Origin of the sequence: Streptomyces rapamycinicus NRRL 5491, from assembly GCF_024298965.1 — a bacterium.
GTDB lineage: Bacteria > Actinomycetota > Actinomycetes > Streptomycetales > Streptomycetaceae > Streptomyces > Streptomyces rapamycinicus.
This window is the reverse complement of sequence record NZ_CP085193.1, coordinates 3,721,697-3,740,216: the sequence shown is the minus strand read 5'-3', so window position 1 is coordinate 3,740,216 and position 18,520 is coordinate 3,721,697. Positions and strand designations below refer to the sequence as shown.

The following is an 18,520-nucleotide window of genomic DNA, read 5'->3' as shown; positions in this document are numbered from 1 at the left end:
GCAACTCCAGTTGTGTTAGTGGGTGCGCTGTGTCATGCTGAGGGTAACGCAACTTCAGTTGTGTTTGGAGTGTGCGGTCCGGGTGGCCGCTCGCGTGCTCGGAGGTGCGCCCTTGCCCACTCAGATCTCGCTGCGAGGCGTCACGCTGTCCCGGGGGGACCGGCTGCTGCTCGACGACGTGTCCTTCGCGGTGCGGCCCGGGGAGCGGATCGGCGTCGTGGGGGAGAACGGGGCCGGTAAGTCCACCCTGCTGCGGCTGCTGGCCGGGCGCGAGTCACCGGACGACGGCGCCGTGGTGACGGTGACCGACGGCGGCGTCGGCCACCTCGGCCAGACACCCGAGCTGCCGCCGGACCACACGGTGCGCGACGCGGTGGACACCGCCCTCGCCGAGGTGCGCGCCATGGAGCGCGGGCTGCGCGAGCTGGAGGCGGATCTCGGCGGCGGCGCCCCCGACGTGCTCGCCGCGTACGGCGACCTGCTCACGGCGTTCGAGGCCCGCGGCGGCTATGAGGCGGATGCCCGGGTGGAGAAGGCCCTGCACGGCCTGGGGCTCGGTGGCATCGGGTACGAGCGGCGGCTCGGCACCCTGTCGGGTGGTGAGCAGGCCCGGCTCGGGCTCGCCTGTCTGATCGCGGCCGCCCCCGAGGTGATGCTGCTGGACGAGCCGACGAACCACCTCGACGGCGCGGTGCTCGGCTGGCTGGAGGAGGCGCTCCGGGCGCATCCGGGCACCGTCCTCGCGGTCTCTCACGACCGGGTCTTCCTGGAGCGGGTGGCGACCGCGATCGTCGAGGTGGACGCCGACCGGCGCACCCTGGTGCGATACGGCGGGGGGTACGGCGGATTCGTCGCCGAGCAGACCGCCGCGCGCCGCCGCTGGGAGCAGGCGTACGAGGAGTGGTGCGCGGAGACGGCCGCGCTCGCCGAGGCCGCCACCACCGTCGCCCGGCGGGTCGCCCCGGGCCGCGGCATGAAGGACGGCAACAAGATGGCCTACGACCGGGACCGGGGACGTGTGCAGTCCTCGGTGTCCAGCAGGGTGCGGAACGCGCGGGAGAGGCTGCGCAGACTCCAGGAGGATCCGGTGCCGCGCCCGCCGGAGCCGCTGCGGTTCTCGGCGCTCCCCGCCGCGGGCGCGGCGGACGGTCTGCTTGTCGACCTTCACGATGTCCGCGTGGGGGAGCAGCTGGCGGTCGACCGGCTCACGGTGGCGGTCGGAGAGCGATTGCTCGTCCACGGTGCCAACGGCGCGGGCAAATCGACGCTGCTGCGGGTCATGGCCGGGGTGGAGAAACCGGAGTCGGGCCGGGTGGCCCGCCGGGGCAGGATCGGCTACCTCGCCCAGGAGATACCGGTTGCCCGGCCCCGGGAGCGACTGCTGTCGGCCTTCGGCCGGGGGCTGCCGGGGACACCGGAGGAGCACACCGACCTGCTGCTGTCGTACGGGCTGTTCCGCCCGGATGCCCTCCACGTCCCGGTGGGGTCGCTCTCCGCGGGCCAGCGCCGCAGGCTGGCGCTGGCCCGGTTGATGGCCCGCCCCGCCGATCTGCTGCTGCTCGACGAGCCGACCAACCATCTCGCCCTCGGCCTGGTGGAGGAGCTGGAGGAGGCGCTGGCCCAGTGGACCGGGGCGCTGGTGGTGGTCTCACACGACCGGCTGCTGCGCAGCCGCTTCACCGGGCGGCGCCGCGAGATACGAGGAGGCCGGCCCATGGCCGAGGAGGGGGGCGAGGCGCCGGCCACGGCCTCGATCTAGGGTGGCGCCATGGCACGACCCCGGCGCATCGTCCTCCTACGGCACGGAGAATCGGAGGGGAATGTCGATGACTCGGTGTACGAAAGGGTGCCCGACCACGCCCTGAGGCTGACCGAGGCCGGGCGCCGGCAGGCGGAGGAGGCGGGCGAGCGGCTGCGCGCCACCTTCGGCGACGAGCGCGTGTCGATCTATGTGTCGCCGTACCGCCGCACCCACCAGACCCTGAAGCTGCTCGATCTCGACCCCTCCCGCACCCGGGTCAGGGAGGAGCCGCGGCTGCGGGAGCAGGACTGGGGGAACTGGCAGGACCGCGAGGACGTGCGGAAACAGATGGCGTACCGCGACGCCTACGGCCACTTCTTCTACCGGTTCGCGCAGGGTGAGTCGGGCGCCGACGTCTATGACCGGGTGGACGCCTTCCTGGAAAGCCTGTGGCGCAGCTTCGAGGACCCGGCCCACCCGCCGAACGTCCTGCTGGTGACCCATGGGCTGACCATGCGGCTGTTCTGCATGCGGTGGCTGCACTGGAACGTCGCCGAATTCGAGTCGCTGTCGAACCCCGGAAACGGCGAGATGCGGACTCTGCTGCTCGGCTCCGACGGGCGTTACCACCTCGACCAGCCCTTCGAGCGCTGGTGCACCCCCAAGCCCTACGGCCACACCGGTTAGAGTGCGCAGCGATGACCGCTGACCGTTTCCACCGGGCTCTGCGGAGCCTGCGCGGGCTGACCGTGGGCGACGCCCTCGGCTCCCAGTTCTTCGTACCCGCCAACTATCCCTACCTCAAGCGCCGTGAACTGCCGCCCACCCCCTGGCAGTGGACCGACGACACCGAGATGGCCTGTTCGATCCTGGCCGCCCTGGCGACCCATGGCCGGATCGACCAGGACGATCTCGCCCGGTCCTTCGCCGACCACCATGACTTCGACCGGGGCTACGGCCCCGCCGTGAACCGGATGCTCCGCCTGATCAGGGAGGGCGGCGACTGGCGTGACCTGGCCGCCGGGCTGTTCCAGGGGCAGGGTTCGTGGGGCAACGGCGCCGCCATGCGGATCGCCCCCCTGGGCGCCTGGTACGCGGGCGATGTGGAGCAGGCCACACATCAGGCGGAAATCTCGGCGTACACCACGCATCAGCACCGCGAGGCGGTTGCGGGAGCCATGGCGGTGGCCGCGGCCGCGGCGCTGGTGGCCGATCCGGCGGGCCACGGCGGGCCCGGGGAACTGCTGGACCGGGTGGTCGAGGTGGTGCCGCGCAGCGCCGTCCAGGCGGGGCTGCGCCGCGCCCGCGACATGCTCGACTACGCGGACGCCGGGACCGTCGCCGCGGTGCTCGGCTGCGGCCGCCGCACCAGCGCTCATGACACCGTGCCGTTCGCCCTGTGGGCGGCCGCTCGCCACCTGGGTTCCTTCGAGGAGGCGTTCTGGAGGACGGCCTCGGCCGGCGGAGACGTGGACACCACCTGCGCCATCGTCGGGGGAGTGGTCGCGTCCGAGGCCGCCGGTGCGCCACCGGCCGACTGGCTGGAGCGCACCGAGGCTCTGCCGGAGTGGGTCCCGGCGGGCGCCGGCTGACCTTTCGCGTGGGCGTGATGCGGTGCGCCGTCCGGTTTGCCCCACCTGTCGAACCAGCCTTGCGTCGCGTCGTGTTGGGCGGGAACGGCCATGGGATCCAGCAGGGCGGCGACCGCCGGCGGCGGCCGGTGATCACTGCTGGGGATCCGGGTTCCGAACGCAGGTAAGAGCGGCGTAAGGTTGTCCTCGCCATGGCCTATGAACCACCCACCCACAGTGTCGAGCGCTCGCTCCGAGCCACGACGGGAGCCAAGATCGTCGTCGGTATCGACGAAGTCGGGCGCGGGGCATGGGCCGGTCCGGTGACGGTCTGCGCGGCGGTCACCGGTCTGCGCCGTCCGCCGACCGGGCTCACCGACTCCAAGCTGCTGAGTCCCAAGAAGCGCACGGCCCTGGCTCTGGAGCTGGACTCCTGGGTCACCGCACACGCCCTGGGTCACTCCTCTCCCGAGGAGATCGACGACTTGGGGATGACGGCCGCCCTCCGGCTCGCCGCCACGCGTGCGCTGGACGCGCTGCCGGTCCGGCCGGACGCGGTGATCCTGGACGGGAAGTACGACTACCTCGGTGGTCCCTGGACGGTTCGTACGGTCATCAAGGGCGATCAGTCCTGTGTGTCCGTCGCCGCCGCCTCGGTGATCGCCAAGGTCCGCCGGGATGCGATGATGGCCGAACTGGGAGTCGAGCACACGGACTTCTGCTTCGGGGACAACGCCGGATATCCGTCCCCCACACACCGCGCCGCCCTGCGGGAACTGGGGCCCACGCCCCACCACCGGCTGTCCTGGGCCTATATGGACGGGCTGCCCCGCTGGCGGCACCTGAAGCGGTTCCGCAGCACATCCGAACCGGTCGGGCTGGAGGGCGAAGGCCAACTCGGCTTCGACTTCTGAGCAGACCAAGCGGTCAAAACCGCCACCCGCCGATGCGACTCGCACCGACGTTTGATAGACATCAGCCCATGCCTCTCATCCCCGAGGAGCCTCAGATTCACGAGAGTGTCCCGGGTCCCCGCGCGACACCGGCCGCAGGCCGTACCGCGCCGACCCCTCGTCCTGTCCCTGGTCCCGGCCCCCGGCCCGCACCGCGGCGCCCCGGAAGCCCCGGTCCCAACCGTGGCTCCGCCGGAACCTCGTCGGCTCAGTCGCAGCGCACCACGAGCGATGCGACGAAGCCCGTGCCGACCGCCCAGGCGGCTTCGGCTGCCAAGGCCGCACCCACCGCCACGAAGGCCACGCCCCAGATCCAGCTGATCCCCGCCACGGTGGACGGCGCCCTGGACGCGGCTGACGAGGCGGTCGACCTGCTGCTGGATTCCGGTCGGCCCCCTGGTGAGATCCTGGTACTGACCACCGGGGAACAGCATCCGTGGGCGGCACATGAGTTGTCCTTCGGCGAGGCGTCCTACTGGGCGCAGCACGACGCCGGAGACGATGTCTTCTACGCCGGCGCGGATGCCGACCGCCTCAAGGGCCGTCCGGTCGTGGTCGTCGCCGTCAACGGTGGTGTGAACGACGCCGTGGCCCGCGCGCTGCCCGAGGCGATGGGCCGTGCCGGGACGCTGCTGATCGTCTGCGGCGATCCGGAGCGCATCAACACCCTCATCGGTCCGGGCGCCTGAGGCCGCACGTCCCCGAACGCCCGGTGCCCGGCAGTCTCTTCCCCCGTGGCGGAGCTGTCCGGCGTCCGGACGGCCGGTGGCCGTGCGGCCCGCGACCGGTCAGACGGCGGCGGGGTGGCTCAGCGCCTTGCGCCGCCCTCCGAGGTGGGGCCGCGGCAGCGCCTTGGCGTCGCCATCGCCCTCGACGGCCACGCCCGGTTCGGTCGGCAGCGAAGCGGAGTGCGGCCGACGGCCGCCCCGCCCCTCACCGAGGACCCGCCATCCGTCGTGGGTCAGCGTGATGTACGCACCGCAGCGCAGGCCGTGCAGGGTGCAGGCGTCGCGCAGACCCCACATCCAGGCGCCGTCCTCCTCCGTCCACCGGCTCTCGCCCTCGCGGCAGTAGAGCAGCACGGCGGTGCGGATCGGTGTGCGGCGCCGCAGATCGTGCGGGATCACCCGGCGCAACTGCGCCAGCAGCGCGTTCCGGAAGTCCCAGCCGTCGACGGCGGCAGCGCCGCGGCGGACGAACGAGGCGCTCGCCGCGAGCCGTTCCTCCGGATCGAGGACCGCGACGACGGCGGTCGAGGGCGTCGGCAGATGGCGAATGTGCAGTCCGGTGACCACCTCGCGCGGATTGCGCAGCAATGGGATTCCCGCTGCCGCCCACTCGGCGGGCTGGAGCATCCGGCCGGCTCGGGAAGTGGAATCGGCGGACGGTGGCGGAACGAAGCCGAAGGTCACGGTCCTCCCTTCGTCTGCGCCCACGGTCCGTGCGAAGGGTCGGGCACGGGCGCGGGCCACGACACAGCCCCGTCGGTACCACGGCCGGACCGGGGGCGGGGGAGCTGCTGACAATTCTCGCGGTAGCGCCCGCGTGCGGCAATGCACAGTCGGCACCACTGACCGTTTTACCTGGATGTGCGTTCTATATTCCTGGCCGGTTCGCACCCCGCCGCAACCGCGGCCGTCCCTATCCCTGCACGGCCAGGACCAGCGGAAACACCCCGGCCGCCCCGGCCCGGCGGAGCAGCCGGGAGGCGACCGCCAAGGTCCAGCCGGTGTCCGCCAGGTCGTCCACCAGCAGCACCGGCCCACCCGCCTCGGCAAGGGCCGCCGCCAGCGGGGGCGGCACGGTCAGCGCGCCGTGCAGCGCCCGCAGCCGCTGGGCGCTGTTGGTGCGCGGGACCCGGGTGTCGATCTCGCCGTCGTGGTACGCGACGCTCCCGAGCAGGGGCAACCGGCCGACGGTGGCGATCCGTTCGCCGAGTGACCGGATCAGCTGTGGGCGGGTGCGCGAGGCGATCGTGACCACGCCCACCGGGCGGTCCGGGGCGTCCGGCGCGTCCGAGGCCCAGCCGCCGGGGCCCTTGGCCCAGTCGGCGAGCACGGTCACCACCGCACCGGCCACATCGTCGGGCACCGGGGCGTCCGGGTTCTGCGGGGCCAGCAGCGGCCGCAGCCGGTTTCCCCAGCCGATGTCGGACAGACGGCCCAGGGCCCGGCCCGGAGCGGCCTGCTCCCCGGCCGGAATGCGGCCCTTGAGGTCGACGCCCACCGCGGGCAGCCCGGTCGGCCACATACGGCGCGGCTCCACCTCGACACCGGGCCGCCCCAGCTCACCGCGCGCCGCGTCCAGCGCGGCGGCGGACACCTCGGTGGTGAACCGGGCCCCCGCGCAGTTGTCACAGCGGCCACAGGGCGCCGCCTTCTCGTCGTCCAGCTGCCGCCGCAGGAACTCCATCCGGCAGTCGGCCGTCGTGGCGTACTCCCGCATGGCCTGCTGCTCGGTCTCCCGCTGGCGCGCCACCCACGCATACCGCTCCGCGTCATACGCCCAGGGCTGCCCGGTGGCGGTCCAGCCGCCGCGCACCCGCCGCACCGCGCCGTCCACGTCGAGCACCTTGAGCATGATTTCCAGACGCGACCGCCGCAGCTCGACCTGGGGCTCGAGCGCGGGCAGCGAGACCGGCCGGTCCGACGACGCGAGCACGTCGAGCGTGCGGCGCACCTGCTCCTCGGGCGGGAAGGCGAGCGAGGCGAAATACCGCCAGATCGCCTCGTCCTCGCGACCGGGCAGGAGCAGCACCTCGGCGTGCTCCACACCGCGCCCGGCGCGCCCGACCTGCTGGTAGTAGGCGATGGGGGAGGACGGCGAACCGAGATGCACCACGAAACCGAGGTCCGGCTTGTCGAAGCCCATGCCCAGCGCTGAGGTGGCGACCAGCGCCTTGACCCGGTTGGCCAGCAGGTCCTCCTCGGCCTGCTGGCGATCCGCGTTCTCCGTCTTGCCGGTGTAGGAGGCGACGGCGTGGCCGCGCTGCCGCAGGAACGCGGTCACCTCCGCGGCCGCGGCCACGGTGAGGGTGTAGATGATCCCGGAACCCGGCAGCTCGTCGAGGTGGTCGGCGAGCCAGGCGAGCCGATGCGCGGCGTCCGGCAGCGGCAGCACGCCCAGCCGCAGGCTCTCCCGGTCCAGTGGGCCGCGCAGCACCAGCGCCCGCCCGGTTCCCTCGCCCGTGCCCAGCTGCTCGGCCACATCGGCGGTGACCCGCGCGTTCGCGGTCGCGGTGGTGGCGAGCACGGGCACACCCTGGGGAAGATCGGCGAGCATGGTGCGCAGCCTGCGGTAGTCGGGCCGGAAGTCATGGCCCCAATCGGAGATGCAGTGTGCCTCGTCGACGACCAGCAGGCCGGTGGCGGCGGCGAGCTGGGGCAGCACCTGGTCGCGGAAGTCGGGGTTGTTGAGCCGCTCCGGGCTCACCAGCAGCACGTCCACCTCGCCGGCGGCCACCTCCGCCTGGATGGTGTCCCACTCCTCGGTGTTCGCGGAATTGATCGTCCGGGCCTGGATACCGGCGCGCGCGGCGGCCTCGACCTGGTTGCGCATCAGCGCGAGCAGGGGGGAGACGATTACGGTCGGACCGCTGCCCCGCTCGCGCAGCAGCGCGGTGGCGACGAAATACACCGCCGACTTGCCCCAGCCGGTGCGCTGCACGACCAGCGCCCGGCGGCGCTCGGCGACGAGCGCCTCGATCGCCCGCCATTGATCCTCCCGGAGCCGGGCGGAGCCGGTGGTGTCCCCGACGAGGCGGGCCAGGACGCGGTCGGCCGAGAGGCGCAGGTCTTCGTCGCTCATGCCCCCATGCAACCTGATACCGCCGACATCGCGCCAACGCCCCGGGCAGCCTGTGGATAACGTTATCCACAGGGGTGGCGGGGTCGGCTGGGCTGAGGGACCGTCGGGCCATGACTCGACACAACGAAGCGGCCGGTCTGCCCGGCGAAGAGCAGGTCACCCTCCGCAGCCCGGCCGAGCTCGCCGATGCCCTGCCCTATGTCCTGGGCTTTCAGCCGGACGACAGCATCGTGATGATCGCGCTGCACGGCGCCCGCGGCCGGTTCGGCGGCAGGCTGAGGCTCGGCATTCCCCGGGTCCCGGAGGAGTGGCCCGAGGTCTGCGATCAGCTCGCCGAATGCCTGATCAGCGGCAGCGAGCGGCGGGGCGTGCGGCCGGACGGAGTCGTTCTGTTCCTGTGCCAGGAGCCGGCCGAGGGCGAGTCCGCGCAGGAGGCGATGGAGCGGCTGCGGCCCCTCTCTCAGCGGCTGCGCATCGCGTGCGGCGGGTTGGAGGTGCCGGTGTTCGAGGCGCTGTGCATCTCCGGCGGCCGGTTCTGGTCGTATGTCTGCCCCGACCGGCGCTGCTGTCCGCCGGAAGGCGTTCCGCTCGCCCTGCCCGGCACGTCGGTCATGGCCGCGGCGGCGACGTTCGCGGGAGTCCAGGTGCGCGGCTCGCTGCGCGAGATGGAGGCCAGGCTCGCCCCGCTCGGGGCGCCTCGGGCCGATGGGCAGGAGCGGGCGCTGGACACAGCGGGGGCCGATCTTGTGCCGAGGATTCTGGACGCCGGTGGCTCCGTGGCGGTGCGTGCGCAAACCCTCGGTCTGGTGGGCCGGATGCTGGACACGTTCCAGGCCGCGCCGTCGGTCGCCGACGCCTGTGCGGCCGATTTCCGCGATGACGGTCTGCTCGACGACCAGGAGGCGGCGGCGATGATCATCGGGCTGCAGGACCGGCGGACCCGGGACCGGGTGGCCGGCTGGATGGAGGAAGCGGACGCCGACGCGGCGCTGCGGCTGTGGCGGGCGCTGGCCCGACGCTGTGTCGGCTCCTACGGGGAGCATGCGGCGGCGCCGCTCGCCCTGGCGGGGTGGGTCGCCTGGTCGGCGGGTGATGAGCTCACGGCACGGGTGGCGCTCGGGCGTGCCCTGCGTGTTGATCCCGACTACCTCTTCGCGAGGTTGTTGCACCAGGCGTGCAATGAGGGGGTCCATCCGAAGCTGCTGCGTCAATGCCTGCGCCGGGAGGACTCCGAGCGCTCCGACCCGGCCGACCGCGCCGATCGTGCCGTGCACGCCGCGGTGCACGCGGAACTGGAGCGGCTCGGCGACTTGGCTGCCGCCGAGCCGCGGGGGGTGGCCGGAACTCCGGCCGAAACGAGCATGGAAACGGCCGGACCGGTCGAGTCGGCTGAGCCCGCCGAATCGGCCGCCCGCGCGGAAGCGGAGGAGTTGGAGGAAGTGGAGGAATCGGGGGAGGCGGAAGGCCAGGGTGAGCGGGAGCCGGCGCGGGAGCGGCCGAGCGGGGCGGCGGGGCCGGGCGGCAGGAGCGGCTCGGCAGGGACGAGCGCCCCGGGTGGCAAGCGCCGCCCGGAAGGGCGGCCGCGCACCCGCCGCCGCACCGGAGGCCGGGGCACGCGCAGCCGCCGCTGACCCGGCCAGCGGCCAGGCCGGGAGAGCCCTGGGGCGGGGGCCAGGGGCGGCCTGCGGACTACCCTCGGGGATCCCGATCCGCTGGACGGCTCGGGCCCAAGACACGCGGCCCGGGGGCGGCGCAGGTGGGCCGAGGCCCCGTGGCCGGGGGCAGATAGCGAACGGCTAGCGGGGCGGGTCCTCCAGGCCGGGGATCCCGATCGGCTGGAGGCTCGGCGACTGAGACACGGTGGCCTGGGGGCGGTCGGTGGACGGCAGGGGGTGTGCTGAGGTCCGGCGGCTGGGGGCGGACAGTGGGCGGCGAGGGGGTCTGCTGAGGCGTGACGGTCCGGGGCGGCCGGTGGGTTGGGGTGTGGCGGTCCGCCCGCGTGGGGCGGCTCGGGGGATTCGGAAGGGGGTGCGGGAATCGTGCAGGCGAGCGCTTGAGAGAGCGATTTCACGAACATCGGTGATCATGCTCAAGGGCCTGATTATCGTCAGGCAGACGACTATGATCGCGTCATGCCCTACGACCCGTCGGCTTTCCCGGCATTCGCCGTCACCGTTGATCTGGTCGTGCTCACCGTGCGGCGGCATTCGCTGTGTGCGCTGGCCGTTCGCCGCGGGGAGTCGCCCTTCAAGGGGCGGTGGGCGCTGCCCGGCGGTTTCGTGCGGCCCGATGAGGATCTCGCCGTCGCCGCTGCCAGGGAGTTGGCCGAGGAGACCGGGCTGCTCGCCCATGACCCCACGCTTCCGGTTCCGCCGAACGCGGCCCACCTCGAGCAGCTCGCCACCTACGGCGATCCGAAGCGGGACCCCCGGATGCGCGTGGTCAGCGTGGCGCATCTCGCGCTGGCGCCCGATCTGCCCGCTCCCCGGGCTGGGGGCGACGCGCACAGCGTGCGCTGGGCGCCGGTCGAGTCGCTGCTCGACCAGGAGGGGGCCTTCGGGCGGGACAGCGATCTGGCCGCCCCGCTCGCCTTCGATCATGCCCGCATCCTCGCGGACGGGGTCGAGCGCGCCCGCTCCAAGATCGAGTACTCCTCGCTGGCCACCGCCTTCTGCCCGCAGGAGTTCACGGTCGGCGAGCTGCGCCGGGTGTACGAGGCGGTATGGGGTGTGGCCCTGGATCCGCGTAACTTCCACCGCAAGGTCACCGGCACTCCGGGTTTCCTGGTGCCCACCGGTGGTACGACGACCCGTCAGGGCGGCCGTCCCGCCCAGCTGTTCCGGGCCGGAGGGGCGACGCTGCTCAATCCGCCCATGCTTCGCCCCGAGGTGTGACGGGCCATGACACGACGACTCCCCGGGAGTGCTACGTCCTGACGAAATAGGACATAGCGGGTTAACGTTCTCCGGTACGCCACCAGTCCCCACGTGCCATCGAGCGGTTCCATGCCCCGCGGGAGAAGCCATGATCCAGGCCACCGGACTGACCAGCACCCCCCGCCGCAACCAACCGCCCGTTGTCGACGACCTCACCTTCGAGGCCCCGGCGGGCCGGGTCACCGCACTGCTCGGCGGCCCCGGCGCGGGCAAGACCACCGCCCTGCGGCTTCTGCTGCAGCTCGACCGGGGCCATGGCTCCGCCTTCTTCCGGGGCCGCCCCCTGCACCGCATCCGGCGCCCGGCTCATGAGGTCGGCGTTCTCCTCGAGGACGTCCCGGGCCACCCGGGCCGCACCGTGCGGGGGCATCTGAGGATGCTCGGTGCCGCGGCCGGGGTGGCTGCCGCACGCGCCGATGTCGTGCTCGATGTGGTCGGCCTGACCGATCTGGCGGACGAGCGTCTCGGTGATCTGTCCACCGGGGCGGAGCGTCGCCTCGGGATCGCCACCGCGCTGCTCGGGGACCCGCACACCCTGGTCCTCGACGAGCCCGCCCGGGGCCTGTCCACCCGGGAGACCGCCTGGCTCTACGGGCTGCTGCGCCAATTCGCCGCCCAGGGCGGCGCCGTCCTCGTCGCCACCGAGGACGCCGAGGGCGTGATCCGCCTCGCGGATCAGGTGCTCACGCTGGAATCGGGGCGGCTGGTGGCCGATCAGCCGGTGGACGAGTTCGCCCGCACCCGGCTGCGCCCCCGTGTCGTCGTCCATTCGCCGCTCGTCGGCCGCCTCGCCGCCGTCCTGGAGGAGGAGGTAGAGGCCGCCCGGCAGTTGGCCGAGGCCCAGGCGGCGGAGGAGGCCCGGGCGGCGGCCGGGCTCGCGGCCAAGTCCGGGGTTGCCCCGGCCGACACGGCCCAGCCCGACGTGGCCGACGGGGGCGACGTCGTCAAGGCCGAGAGCCCCGGGCCCAAGACCAGGAAGAGGGCGATCTGGCGCAAGGTCAGGATGGCCCAGTCCGCCTACCGGGGCTCCGCCGCGGCCGAGGCGAAGAAGGCCACCGTGGAAGCCGCGGTCAGCGGCAGGACGGGCGGCGACAAGGCGGCCAGCGGCAAGACGGCCAGCGACGAGGCGAACAAGGCCGACGCGGCAAACCCGGCGGACAAGGCCGCCCCCGCTCCCGCTCCCGCTCCCGCTCCCGCTCCCGCCCCCGCTCCCGCTCCCGCCTCTGCCCCCATCCCCGCCCCCGCTGCCGACACCCAAGCGGTCGGCGCCGAAGCGGTCCACGCGCGGGCCGGGGCCGGGACCCGGGTCGCCGTCGGGGCCGGGATGGGAGTGGGGGCCGAGCCCGAGGAGGAGCCGGTCGCCGCGCCCGCCGACCCGTTCTCCGTGGTGCGTGACGACGACACCCACATCTCCGTCTACGGCCTGTCCCCCGCATCGGTCGGGGAGACCGCCTACCGCCACGGCATCGTGGTCCACCGGCTGGTCGAGGAGACCGCCGATCTGGGCCCGGGGACTCCCGCGGCCGCCCGCGCACGCGCCCCCGAGGCACCCCCGCTGCGGCTGCTCCCCAAGCTCCGCTTCCCCGGCCCCGCCTGGCCGATGCGCTACGAGGTGCGCCGCGCCACCGGCGTGCGGACCGGCTGGCTGATCGGTGTCGCCTCCGTCGTGGCCTCGCTCCTCGCCTCCGTGCTGCTCGCCCGTGCCGGTGGCACCGGGGAACTGCACCGGCTCACCGGCTGGCCCGCCGACCTCCCGCTGCCTCCCGTCGCCATCGCGGCCGGTCTCCTGGGCGCCCTCGCCTTCGGCGACGAGTTCCGCTTTCCGGCACTGGCCGCGACCCGGGACGCCGTGCCCCGCCGACTCGGGCTGCTGGCCGCCAAATTCGCGGTCTGCGCGGCCGGTGCCGTCCTGCTGTCGCTCGGCGTCATCGTGCTCGACAGCGCGGCGCTCCTGCTGCTCGTGGGCGGCAACGCGGTGCCGCTGCCGGGCGACTGGCCCGCTCTGGTGGTCGGCGTCTTCGGCCTGACCATCGGCTCGTCGTGGGCCGGGCTGCTCGCCGCCGGAGTCTTCCGTTCCACCGCGCTCGGGCTGGCTACCCTGCTCGCCGTGCCGATCCTCGCGGTGCCCGTCGTCCAGCGCGCGGCGCAGGACCCGTCGCTGCGTTCGCTGGTCATGCTGCCGCACCGGCTGCGCGCGGCGACGCTGGACCGGTCGCCCTCCATGATCGACCGAGGGCTGGCGGTCGCGCTGCGGCTCGCGTCCCAACCGGTCGGACAGGCGCTGATGTTGTCGGTGGCCGTCCTGTTGTGCGCCTACGCCCTCACCGGTCTGCGCGGCAAGAGCACCCGCCAGTAGCACCTGCCAGCAGCAGCCGCCAGTGGCACCATCCCCGCGCCGGGCGCCCACGTCCGCCCCGTCGACCACCTGCCCGCCCGCTCCGACGCCCGCCCGCTCCGACGCCCGCCCGCTCCGACGCCCGCCCGCTCCGACGCACCCCCAACCCCGTAGCCCGCTCGGTCCGGAGGCCGCCCGGCCTCATCCCCAGGCCAGTGGATCAGGCCCGAAGCGGATTCGCACAGCCGTCGCGCGAACTGCTCGCAACTCCCCGAAGGGTGCTTCTTTCTGTCCGATTGAGCGTCAATTATGAGGTAATGGGCGATCACCCTTTCGTGTGCTTTTCACCAAAGACCTCAAGGGCTTCCGAGGCGTCGCCGACAAAGGATGCGTGAGTACCCTTGCGCACACCACGATGACCGCGGCTCGCCCCGCCGACTCCGGCCTGGCCGGTTCGGGCGAGCTTGACCGCTACTCCTACGCCGAAGGCCCCGGCGCCCACCGCGGCAGCGCCCCCTCCTCCTGGGACGGAACCGAGGCGGAGATCGGCCGGGTGGGCCGGCGCGCGGCCGGCAACCGGGGCCGCGGGCTGCACGGCCAACTCGTTCAGCAGCTGGGCCAGATGATCGTCTCCGGTGACCTGGGCGCGGACCGTCCGCTCGTCCCCGAGGAGATCGGGCAGCGCTTCGAGGTCTCCCGCACCGTCGTACGGGAATCGCTGCGCGTCCTCGAGGCCAAGGGCCTGGTCAGCGCCCGCCCCAATGTGGGCACCCGGGTCCGCCCGGTCAGCGACTGGAACCTGCTCGATCCGGACATCATCGAGTGGCGCGCCTTCGGGCCGCAGCGCGACGGCCAGCGCCGTGAGCTGTGCGAGCTGCGCTGGACCATCGAGCCGCTGGCCGCCCGTCTCGCCGCCGGGCACGGCCGCGAGGAGGTGCAGCAGCGGCTCGGCGACATGGTCGAGATCATGGGCCATGCGCTGGCACAGGGTGACGCCCTCACCTTCTCCCGCGCCGACGCCGAGTTCCACGCGCTGCTGCTCCAGGTCGGCGGCAATCGGATGCTGGAGCACCTGGCGGGCATCGTCGCCGCCGCGCTCCATGTCTCCGGGGCCCCGGTCTCCGGCTGCGACCGCCTCACCGAGGCGGGGGTCGCCCATCACCGCAGGATCGTCGAGGCGGTCGGTGAGGGCGACCCCGCGGCGGCCGAGGCGGCGATGCGCCAGCTGCTGACCGTCCACCCGGATCTCGATCATGCCGAGGTCGGGGTGCCCGCGCCGCGCGAGCACTGAGCCGCGGCGCGGCCGGTCGCCCGGATCGCCGGGCGTCCGGAGCGTGCGGCGTACGACGTACGGCAAGGCGGTGTCAGTAGGCGGCGAGTTCCGGCCCGATGAATGCCGTACGGCGTACGAGAGGGCGTCGCCGGATCCCGCGTCGCGGGTTCGGCGGCGCGGCGCGATCTGATCGATCGGCGCCGTGTGACTCCCATCGGTGCGCGACTGGGAGTTTTTTGTCCCGTTGGAAGGGCATTAAGACCGTTATGGGGTGTGACTCGGGCCACGAGTATTGGGCGTAACGCTCTTTGGGGCAGCGCGATGATTAAAGAGGTGGCAGCCGCGGAGGGAATACGGATGTCGCTCAAAACGCTGTACTCCTCCGCACTCCGCCCGCGCCGTCGGTTCATCCCTGCCGGCGGTCGTCGGCTCCGGTCCCCAGCGGACTGAGCCGGAAGCCGTTTCCAACGTTCCGAGAGGTTGTTCGTGTCGGCCAGCACATCCCGTACGCTCCCGCCGGAGATCGCCGAGTCGGAGTCTGTCATGGCGCTCATCGAGCGGGGAAAGGCTGAGGGGCAGATCGCCGGCGACGATGTGCGCCGGGCCTTCGAGGCTGACCAGATTCCGCCAACCCAGTGGAAGAACGTACTGCGCAGCCTCAACCAGATCCTCGACGAGGAGGGTGTGACGCTGATGGTCAGTGCCGCAGAAGCGCCCAAGCGCACCCGTAAGAGCGTCGCAGCGAAGAGCCCGGCGAAGCGCACCGCCACCAAGACTGTCGCGGCCAAGACGGTCACTGCCAAGAAGGCCCCCGCCGCCCCGGTCGCCCCCACCGCGGACCCGGGCGCTGCCCCGGCCGGTGAGGCCATGGCCGCACCCGCGAAGAAGGCCGCCGCGAAGAAGGCCGCGGCCAAGAAGACGGTCGCCAAGAAGACCACCGCCGCCGCGAAGAAGACGGTCGCGAAGAAGACCACGGCCAAGAAGGACGTCACCGACGAGCTCCTCGAGGGCGAGGAGGTCATCGAGGAGACACCGGGCAAGCCCGGCCCCGAGGGCGCTGAGGCCGAGCCGGAGAACGCGGGCTTCGTGCTCTCCGACGATGACGAGGACGACGCCCCGGCGCAGCAGGTCGCCGCGGCCGGTGCCACCGCCGACCCGGTCAAGGACTACCTCAAGCAGATCGGCAAGGTCCCGCTGCTCAACGCCGAGCAGGAGGTCGAGCTCGCCAAGCGCATCGAGGCCGGTCTGTTCGCCGAGGACAAGCTCGCCAACTCCGACAAGCTGGCCCCCAAGCTCAAGCGCGAGCTGGAGATCATCGCCGAGGACGGCCGCCGCGCCAAGAACCACCTCCTGGAGGCCAACCTCCGTCTGGTGGTCTCGCTGGCCAAGCGCTACACGGGCCGCGGCATGCTCTTCCTGGACCTCATCCAGGAGGGCAACCTCGGTCTGATCCGCGCGGTCGAGAAGTTCGACTACACCAAGGGCTACAAGTTCTCCACGTACGCCACCTGGTGGATCCGGCAGGCGATCACTCGCGCCATGGCCGACCAGGCCCGCACCATCCGTATCCCGGTGCACATGGTCGAGGTCATCAACAAGCTGGCGCGCGTCCAGCGCCAGATGCTCCAGGACCTGGGCCGTGAGCCCACCCCGGAGGAGCTGGCCAAGGAGCTCGACATGACCCCCGAGAAGGTCATCGAGGTCCAGAAGTACGGCCGTGAGCCGATCTCGCTGCACACCCCGCTGGGCGAGGACGGCGACAGCGAGTTCGGTGACCTCATCGAGGACTCCGAGGCGGTCGTCCCGGCCGACGCGGTCAGCTTCACCCTGCTGCAGGAGCAGCTGCACTCCGTGCTCGACACGCTCAGCGAGCGCGAGGCGGGCGTGGTCTCGATGCGCTTCGGCCTCACCGACGGTCAGCCGAAGACTCTCGACGAGATCGGCAAGGTCTACGGCGTGACGCGTGAGCGCATCCGCCAGATCGAGTCCAAGACGATGTCGAAGCTGCGCCACCCGTCCCGCTCCCAGGTTCTCCGCGACTACCTGGACTGATCCGGACCGCCGCTTCATGGCCGCCTCATGGCGGAAGCGGTACAGCGGTACAGCGCGAAGGCCGGGCTCCCTCCGAGGGGGCCCGGCATTCGCGCTGCCGCCGCCAGGTGCGGTGCCAAGCCTCCGGCGCCATGTTCCCCGCTTGGCCCACTCGGGATGCGCTTCGCGACAGAGGGGGTAACGCTGAGTATGCGTCTTGCTCCGTATGGTCAGGAGGCCGCATGCCCAGGTCGCCCCGCTCGCTCCTCATCGCCCTGGCGGTGCCGCTGGCCGCCGCGCTCGCGATAGTGCTCACCGCACCCGCCCCGGCGACGGCCGACCGGGTGGTGATCGGCGGGCATCCGGCCCGTACGGTCGAGGCGCCCTGGACGGTGGCCCTGGCCAGCCGTGCGCTCTTCGGGGAGAAGAGGTCGGGCCAGTTCTGCGGCGGGGCGGTGGTGGGCCCCACAGCGGTCGTCACGGCGGCCCACTGTCTGAGCCGTGGGGTGCTCGGCAAGGACTGGCGGGAGGTGCGGGACCTGAAGGTGATCATCGGCCGCAACGACCTGCGGAAGAAGGACGGGGTGGAGTACCCGCCCGCGCGGGTGTGGGTCAATCCGGCGTACGAGGGCGACAACCGGGCCGGGGACATCGCGGTGCTCACCCTGGGGGTCGCGGTGCCCGCGGCCTACACGATCCGCATGGCGGGCACCGGTGACCAGGCGTACCGGCCGGGTGAACGGGCCGCGGTGTACGGCTGGGGCGATACGGAGGGCGATGGCACCTATGCCTCGTCGCTGCGCACCGCGACGGTCCGGGTGCTGGCCGACAGCGTCTGTGAGAGCGCCTACCCGGGCAATGCCGAGGGGGACTACGACCCGCGCTCCATGGTCTGCGCGGGGCTGCCGGACGGGGGCCGGGACGCCTGTCAGGGGGACAGCGGCGGGCCTTTGGTGGTCCGGGGGCGGCTGGTGGGCCTGGTGTCCTGGGGGAGTGGATGCGCCGTGGCGGGGCGGCCCGGCGTCTACACGAGGATCTCCTCGGTGGCCGATCTGGTGGCCGCCCATGGCTGACGCGGAGCCCGCGGGCGCCTGTGGAGGGGCCTGGAAGGGGCCCCGGAGCGAGCCCCGCAGGGCCCTGGGGTCATGCGGGAGGACTGCCCCTGGGTCATGTCGGAGGACTGCCCTTGGGGCATGCCGGAAGCGCGGAAGGACCCACGTTACGAGCGTGGGCGGCCGCCCCGCTCAGGGGGCAGACCGCCCGGAATCCGGCCCTGGGCCGGCGTCGCTCGTCGTCGTGGGTATGAGGCGTCAGCGTTCGTCTTCGGACGCGGACGCCGGAGCGGCCGTGAGTCGCTCGGTCTCGTCCTGTATTTCCGCGGCGATCTTCTTGAGTTCCGGCTCGAACTTGCGCCCGTGGTGGGCACAGAAGAGCAGTTCACCACCGCTGATCAACACGACGCGCAGGTACGCCTGGGCGCCGCAGCGATCGCAGCGGTCAGCGGCCGTCAACGGGCTCGCGGGGGTCAGAACAGTAGTCACGTCGCCTCTTCTCTAGCTCGACGAGCTGTCGTACCAGGGTCAACATCCAACCAGCCTGAAATCGTTCCCGCTCGTGGCTTTTTCCCAAAAGTTGCTTCTGAGTAGGCCGGATGGTGACGTTTGGCGGCGAATGAGCCGTATTGCCTAGCTTTGATGCTTCGCGTCGATTGTCTGGTTTGCCCTCCCGGCCGGGTTGCCGGTTGTGAATGAGGACGTGCCCGGAGCCTAAATGGTTCATGCCTGAAAGGGAACGTGATGTGTGCGGCACCGCCGTGAAGTATCGAACGTACGAGCGAAACGGTGGCCGGTGCGACTAGCATGGACGTTTCAAC

Annotated in this window: 14 protein-coding genes; 11 read left to right on the top strand and 3 right to left on the bottom strand. The window is 72.4% G+C overall.

Features of this window, described 5'->3' with window-relative positions; all coding sequences use genetic code 11:
• Positions 1-112: 112 nt before the first annotated feature.
• The 5 genes from abc-f to LIV37_RS15045 all read left to right on the top strand — a co-directional run bounded on the left by abc-f (position 113) and on the right by LIV37_RS15045 (position 4,954).
• Positions 113-1,759, top strand: coding sequence for a ribosomal protection-like ABC-F family protein (abc-f, locus tag LIV37_RS15065; RefSeq protein WP_020867989.1), 1,647 nt, complete (start codon positions 113-115; stop codon positions 1,757-1,759).
• A gap of 9 nt (positions 1,760-1,768) precedes the next feature.
• Positions 1,769-2,428 carry a histidine phosphatase family protein gene (locus tag LIV37_RS15060; RefSeq protein ID WP_121825450.1) on the top strand — a complete coding sequence of 220 codons (660 nt, stop codon included), beginning with the start codon at positions 1,769-1,771 and terminating at the stop codon, positions 2,426-2,428.
• Positions 2,429-2,439: 11 nt separating this feature from the next.
• Positions 2,440-3,333 carry an ADP-ribosylglycohydrolase family protein gene (locus LIV37_RS15055; RefSeq protein WP_020867987.1) on the top strand — a complete coding sequence of 298 codons (894 nt, stop codon included), beginning with the start codon at positions 2,440-2,442 and terminating at the stop codon, positions 3,331-3,333.
• Between the two features lie 191 nt (positions 3,334-3,524).
• Positions 3,525-4,226 carry a ribonuclease HII gene (locus LIV37_RS15050; protein ID WP_020867986.1) on the top strand — a complete coding sequence of 234 codons (702 nt, stop codon included), beginning with the start codon at positions 3,525-3,527 and terminating at the stop codon, positions 4,224-4,226.
• 68 nt (positions 4,227-4,294) lie between these two features.
• Positions 4,295-4,954, top strand: coding sequence for a hypothetical protein (locus LIV37_RS15045; RefSeq protein WP_121825451.1), 660 nt, complete (start codon positions 4,295-4,297; stop codon positions 4,952-4,954).
• Between the two features lie 99 nt (positions 4,955-5,053).
• Here LIV37_RS15045 and LIV37_RS15040 read toward each other — a convergent pair whose 3' ends face one another.
• Complete coding sequence (locus LIV37_RS15040; protein WP_121825452.1) at positions 5,054-5,677, bottom strand: hypothetical protein; 624 nt, start codon at positions 5,675-5,677, stop codon at positions 5,054-5,056.
• A gap of 229 nt (positions 5,678-5,906) precedes the next feature.
• Positions 5,907-8,072, bottom strand: coding sequence for a RecQ family ATP-dependent DNA helicase (locus LIV37_RS15035; RefSeq protein ID WP_020867983.1), 2,166 nt, complete (start codon positions 8,070-8,072; stop codon positions 5,907-5,909).
• 110 nt (positions 8,073-8,182) lie between these two features.
• Here LIV37_RS15035 and LIV37_RS15030 point away from each other — a divergent pair, with 110 nt between their 5' ends.
• The 6 genes from LIV37_RS15030 (at position 8,183) to LIV37_RS15005 (ending at position 17,720) form a co-directional block, all read left to right on the top strand.
• Complete coding sequence (locus LIV37_RS15030) at positions 8,183-9,703, top strand: DUF4192 domain-containing protein (protein ID WP_020867982.1); 1,521 nt, start codon at positions 8,183-8,185, stop codon at positions 9,701-9,703.
• A 501-nt stretch (positions 9,704-10,204) separates the two neighbouring features.
• Positions 10,205-10,966 (top strand): NUDIX hydrolase, encoded by a 762-nt coding sequence (locus tag LIV37_RS15025; RefSeq protein WP_020867981.1) that lies wholly within the window; start codon positions 10,205-10,207, stop codon positions 10,964-10,966.
• A 130-nt stretch (positions 10,967-11,096) separates the two neighbouring features.
• Positions 11,097-13,364, top strand: coding sequence for an ATP-binding cassette domain-containing protein (locus tag LIV37_RS15020; protein WP_020867980.1), 2,268 nt, complete (start codon positions 11,097-11,099; stop codon positions 13,362-13,364).
• 316 nt (positions 13,365-13,680) lie between these two features.
• Positions 13,681-14,634: a FadR/GntR family transcriptional regulator gene (locus LIV37_RS15015; RefSeq protein ID WP_121825453.1), complete on the top strand. Its 954-nt coding sequence runs from the start codon at positions 13,681-13,683 to the stop codon at positions 14,632-14,634.
• Between the two features lie 468 nt (positions 14,635-15,102).
• Entirely contained in the window at positions 15,103-16,668 is a 1,566-nt protein-coding gene (locus LIV37_RS15010) for an RNA polymerase sigma factor (protein ID WP_274596682.1), read from the top strand.
• A gap of 221 nt (positions 16,669-16,889) precedes the next feature.
• Positions 16,890-17,720 (top strand): S1 family peptidase, encoded by an 831-nt coding sequence (locus LIV37_RS15005; RefSeq protein ID WP_020867977.1) that lies wholly within the window; start codon positions 16,890-16,892, stop codon positions 17,718-17,720.
• 237 nt (positions 17,721-17,957) lie between these two features.
• On the opposite strand, the gene LIV37_RS15000 is transcribed toward LIV37_RS15005, so the two are convergent.
• Entirely contained in the window at positions 17,958-18,188 is a 231-nt protein-coding gene (locus tag LIV37_RS15000) for a DUF7455 domain-containing protein (protein WP_121825454.1), read from the bottom strand.
• Positions 18,189-18,520: the final 332 nt, after the last annotated feature.

Coding starts and splice junctions, on each gene's coding strand:
- LIV37_RS15060 (WP_121825450.1), top strand. CDS start 1,769: ATGGCACGACCCCGGCGCATCGTCCTCCTACGGCACGGAGAATCGGAG.
- LIV37_RS15055 (WP_020867987.1), top strand. CDS start 2,440: ATGACCGCTGACCGTTTCCACCGGGCTCTGCGGAGCCTGCGCGGGCTG.
- LIV37_RS15050 (WP_020867986.1), top strand. CDS start 3,525: ATGGCCTATGAACCACCCACCCACAGTGTCGAGCGCTCGCTCCGAGCC.
- LIV37_RS15045 (WP_121825451.1), top strand. CDS start 4,295: ATGCCTCTCATCCCCGAGGAGCCTCAGATTCACGAGAGTGTCCCGGGT.
- LIV37_RS15035 (WP_020867983.1), bottom strand. CDS start 8,072: ATGAGCGACGAAGACCTGCGCCTCTCGGCCGACCGCGTCCTGGCCCGC.
- LIV37_RS15030 (WP_020867982.1), top strand. CDS start 8,183: ATGACTCGACACAACGAAGCGGCCGGTCTGCCCGGCGAAGAGCAGGTC.
- LIV37_RS15025 (WP_020867981.1), top strand. CDS start 10,205: ATGCCCTACGACCCGTCGGCTTTCCCGGCATTCGCCGTCACCGTTGAT.
- LIV37_RS15020 (WP_020867980.1), top strand. CDS start 11,097: ATGATCCAGGCCACCGGACTGACCAGCACCCCCCGCCGCAACCAACCG.
- LIV37_RS15005 (WP_020867977.1), top strand. CDS start 16,890: ATGCCCAGGTCGCCCCGCTCGCTCCTCATCGCCCTGGCGGTGCCGCTG.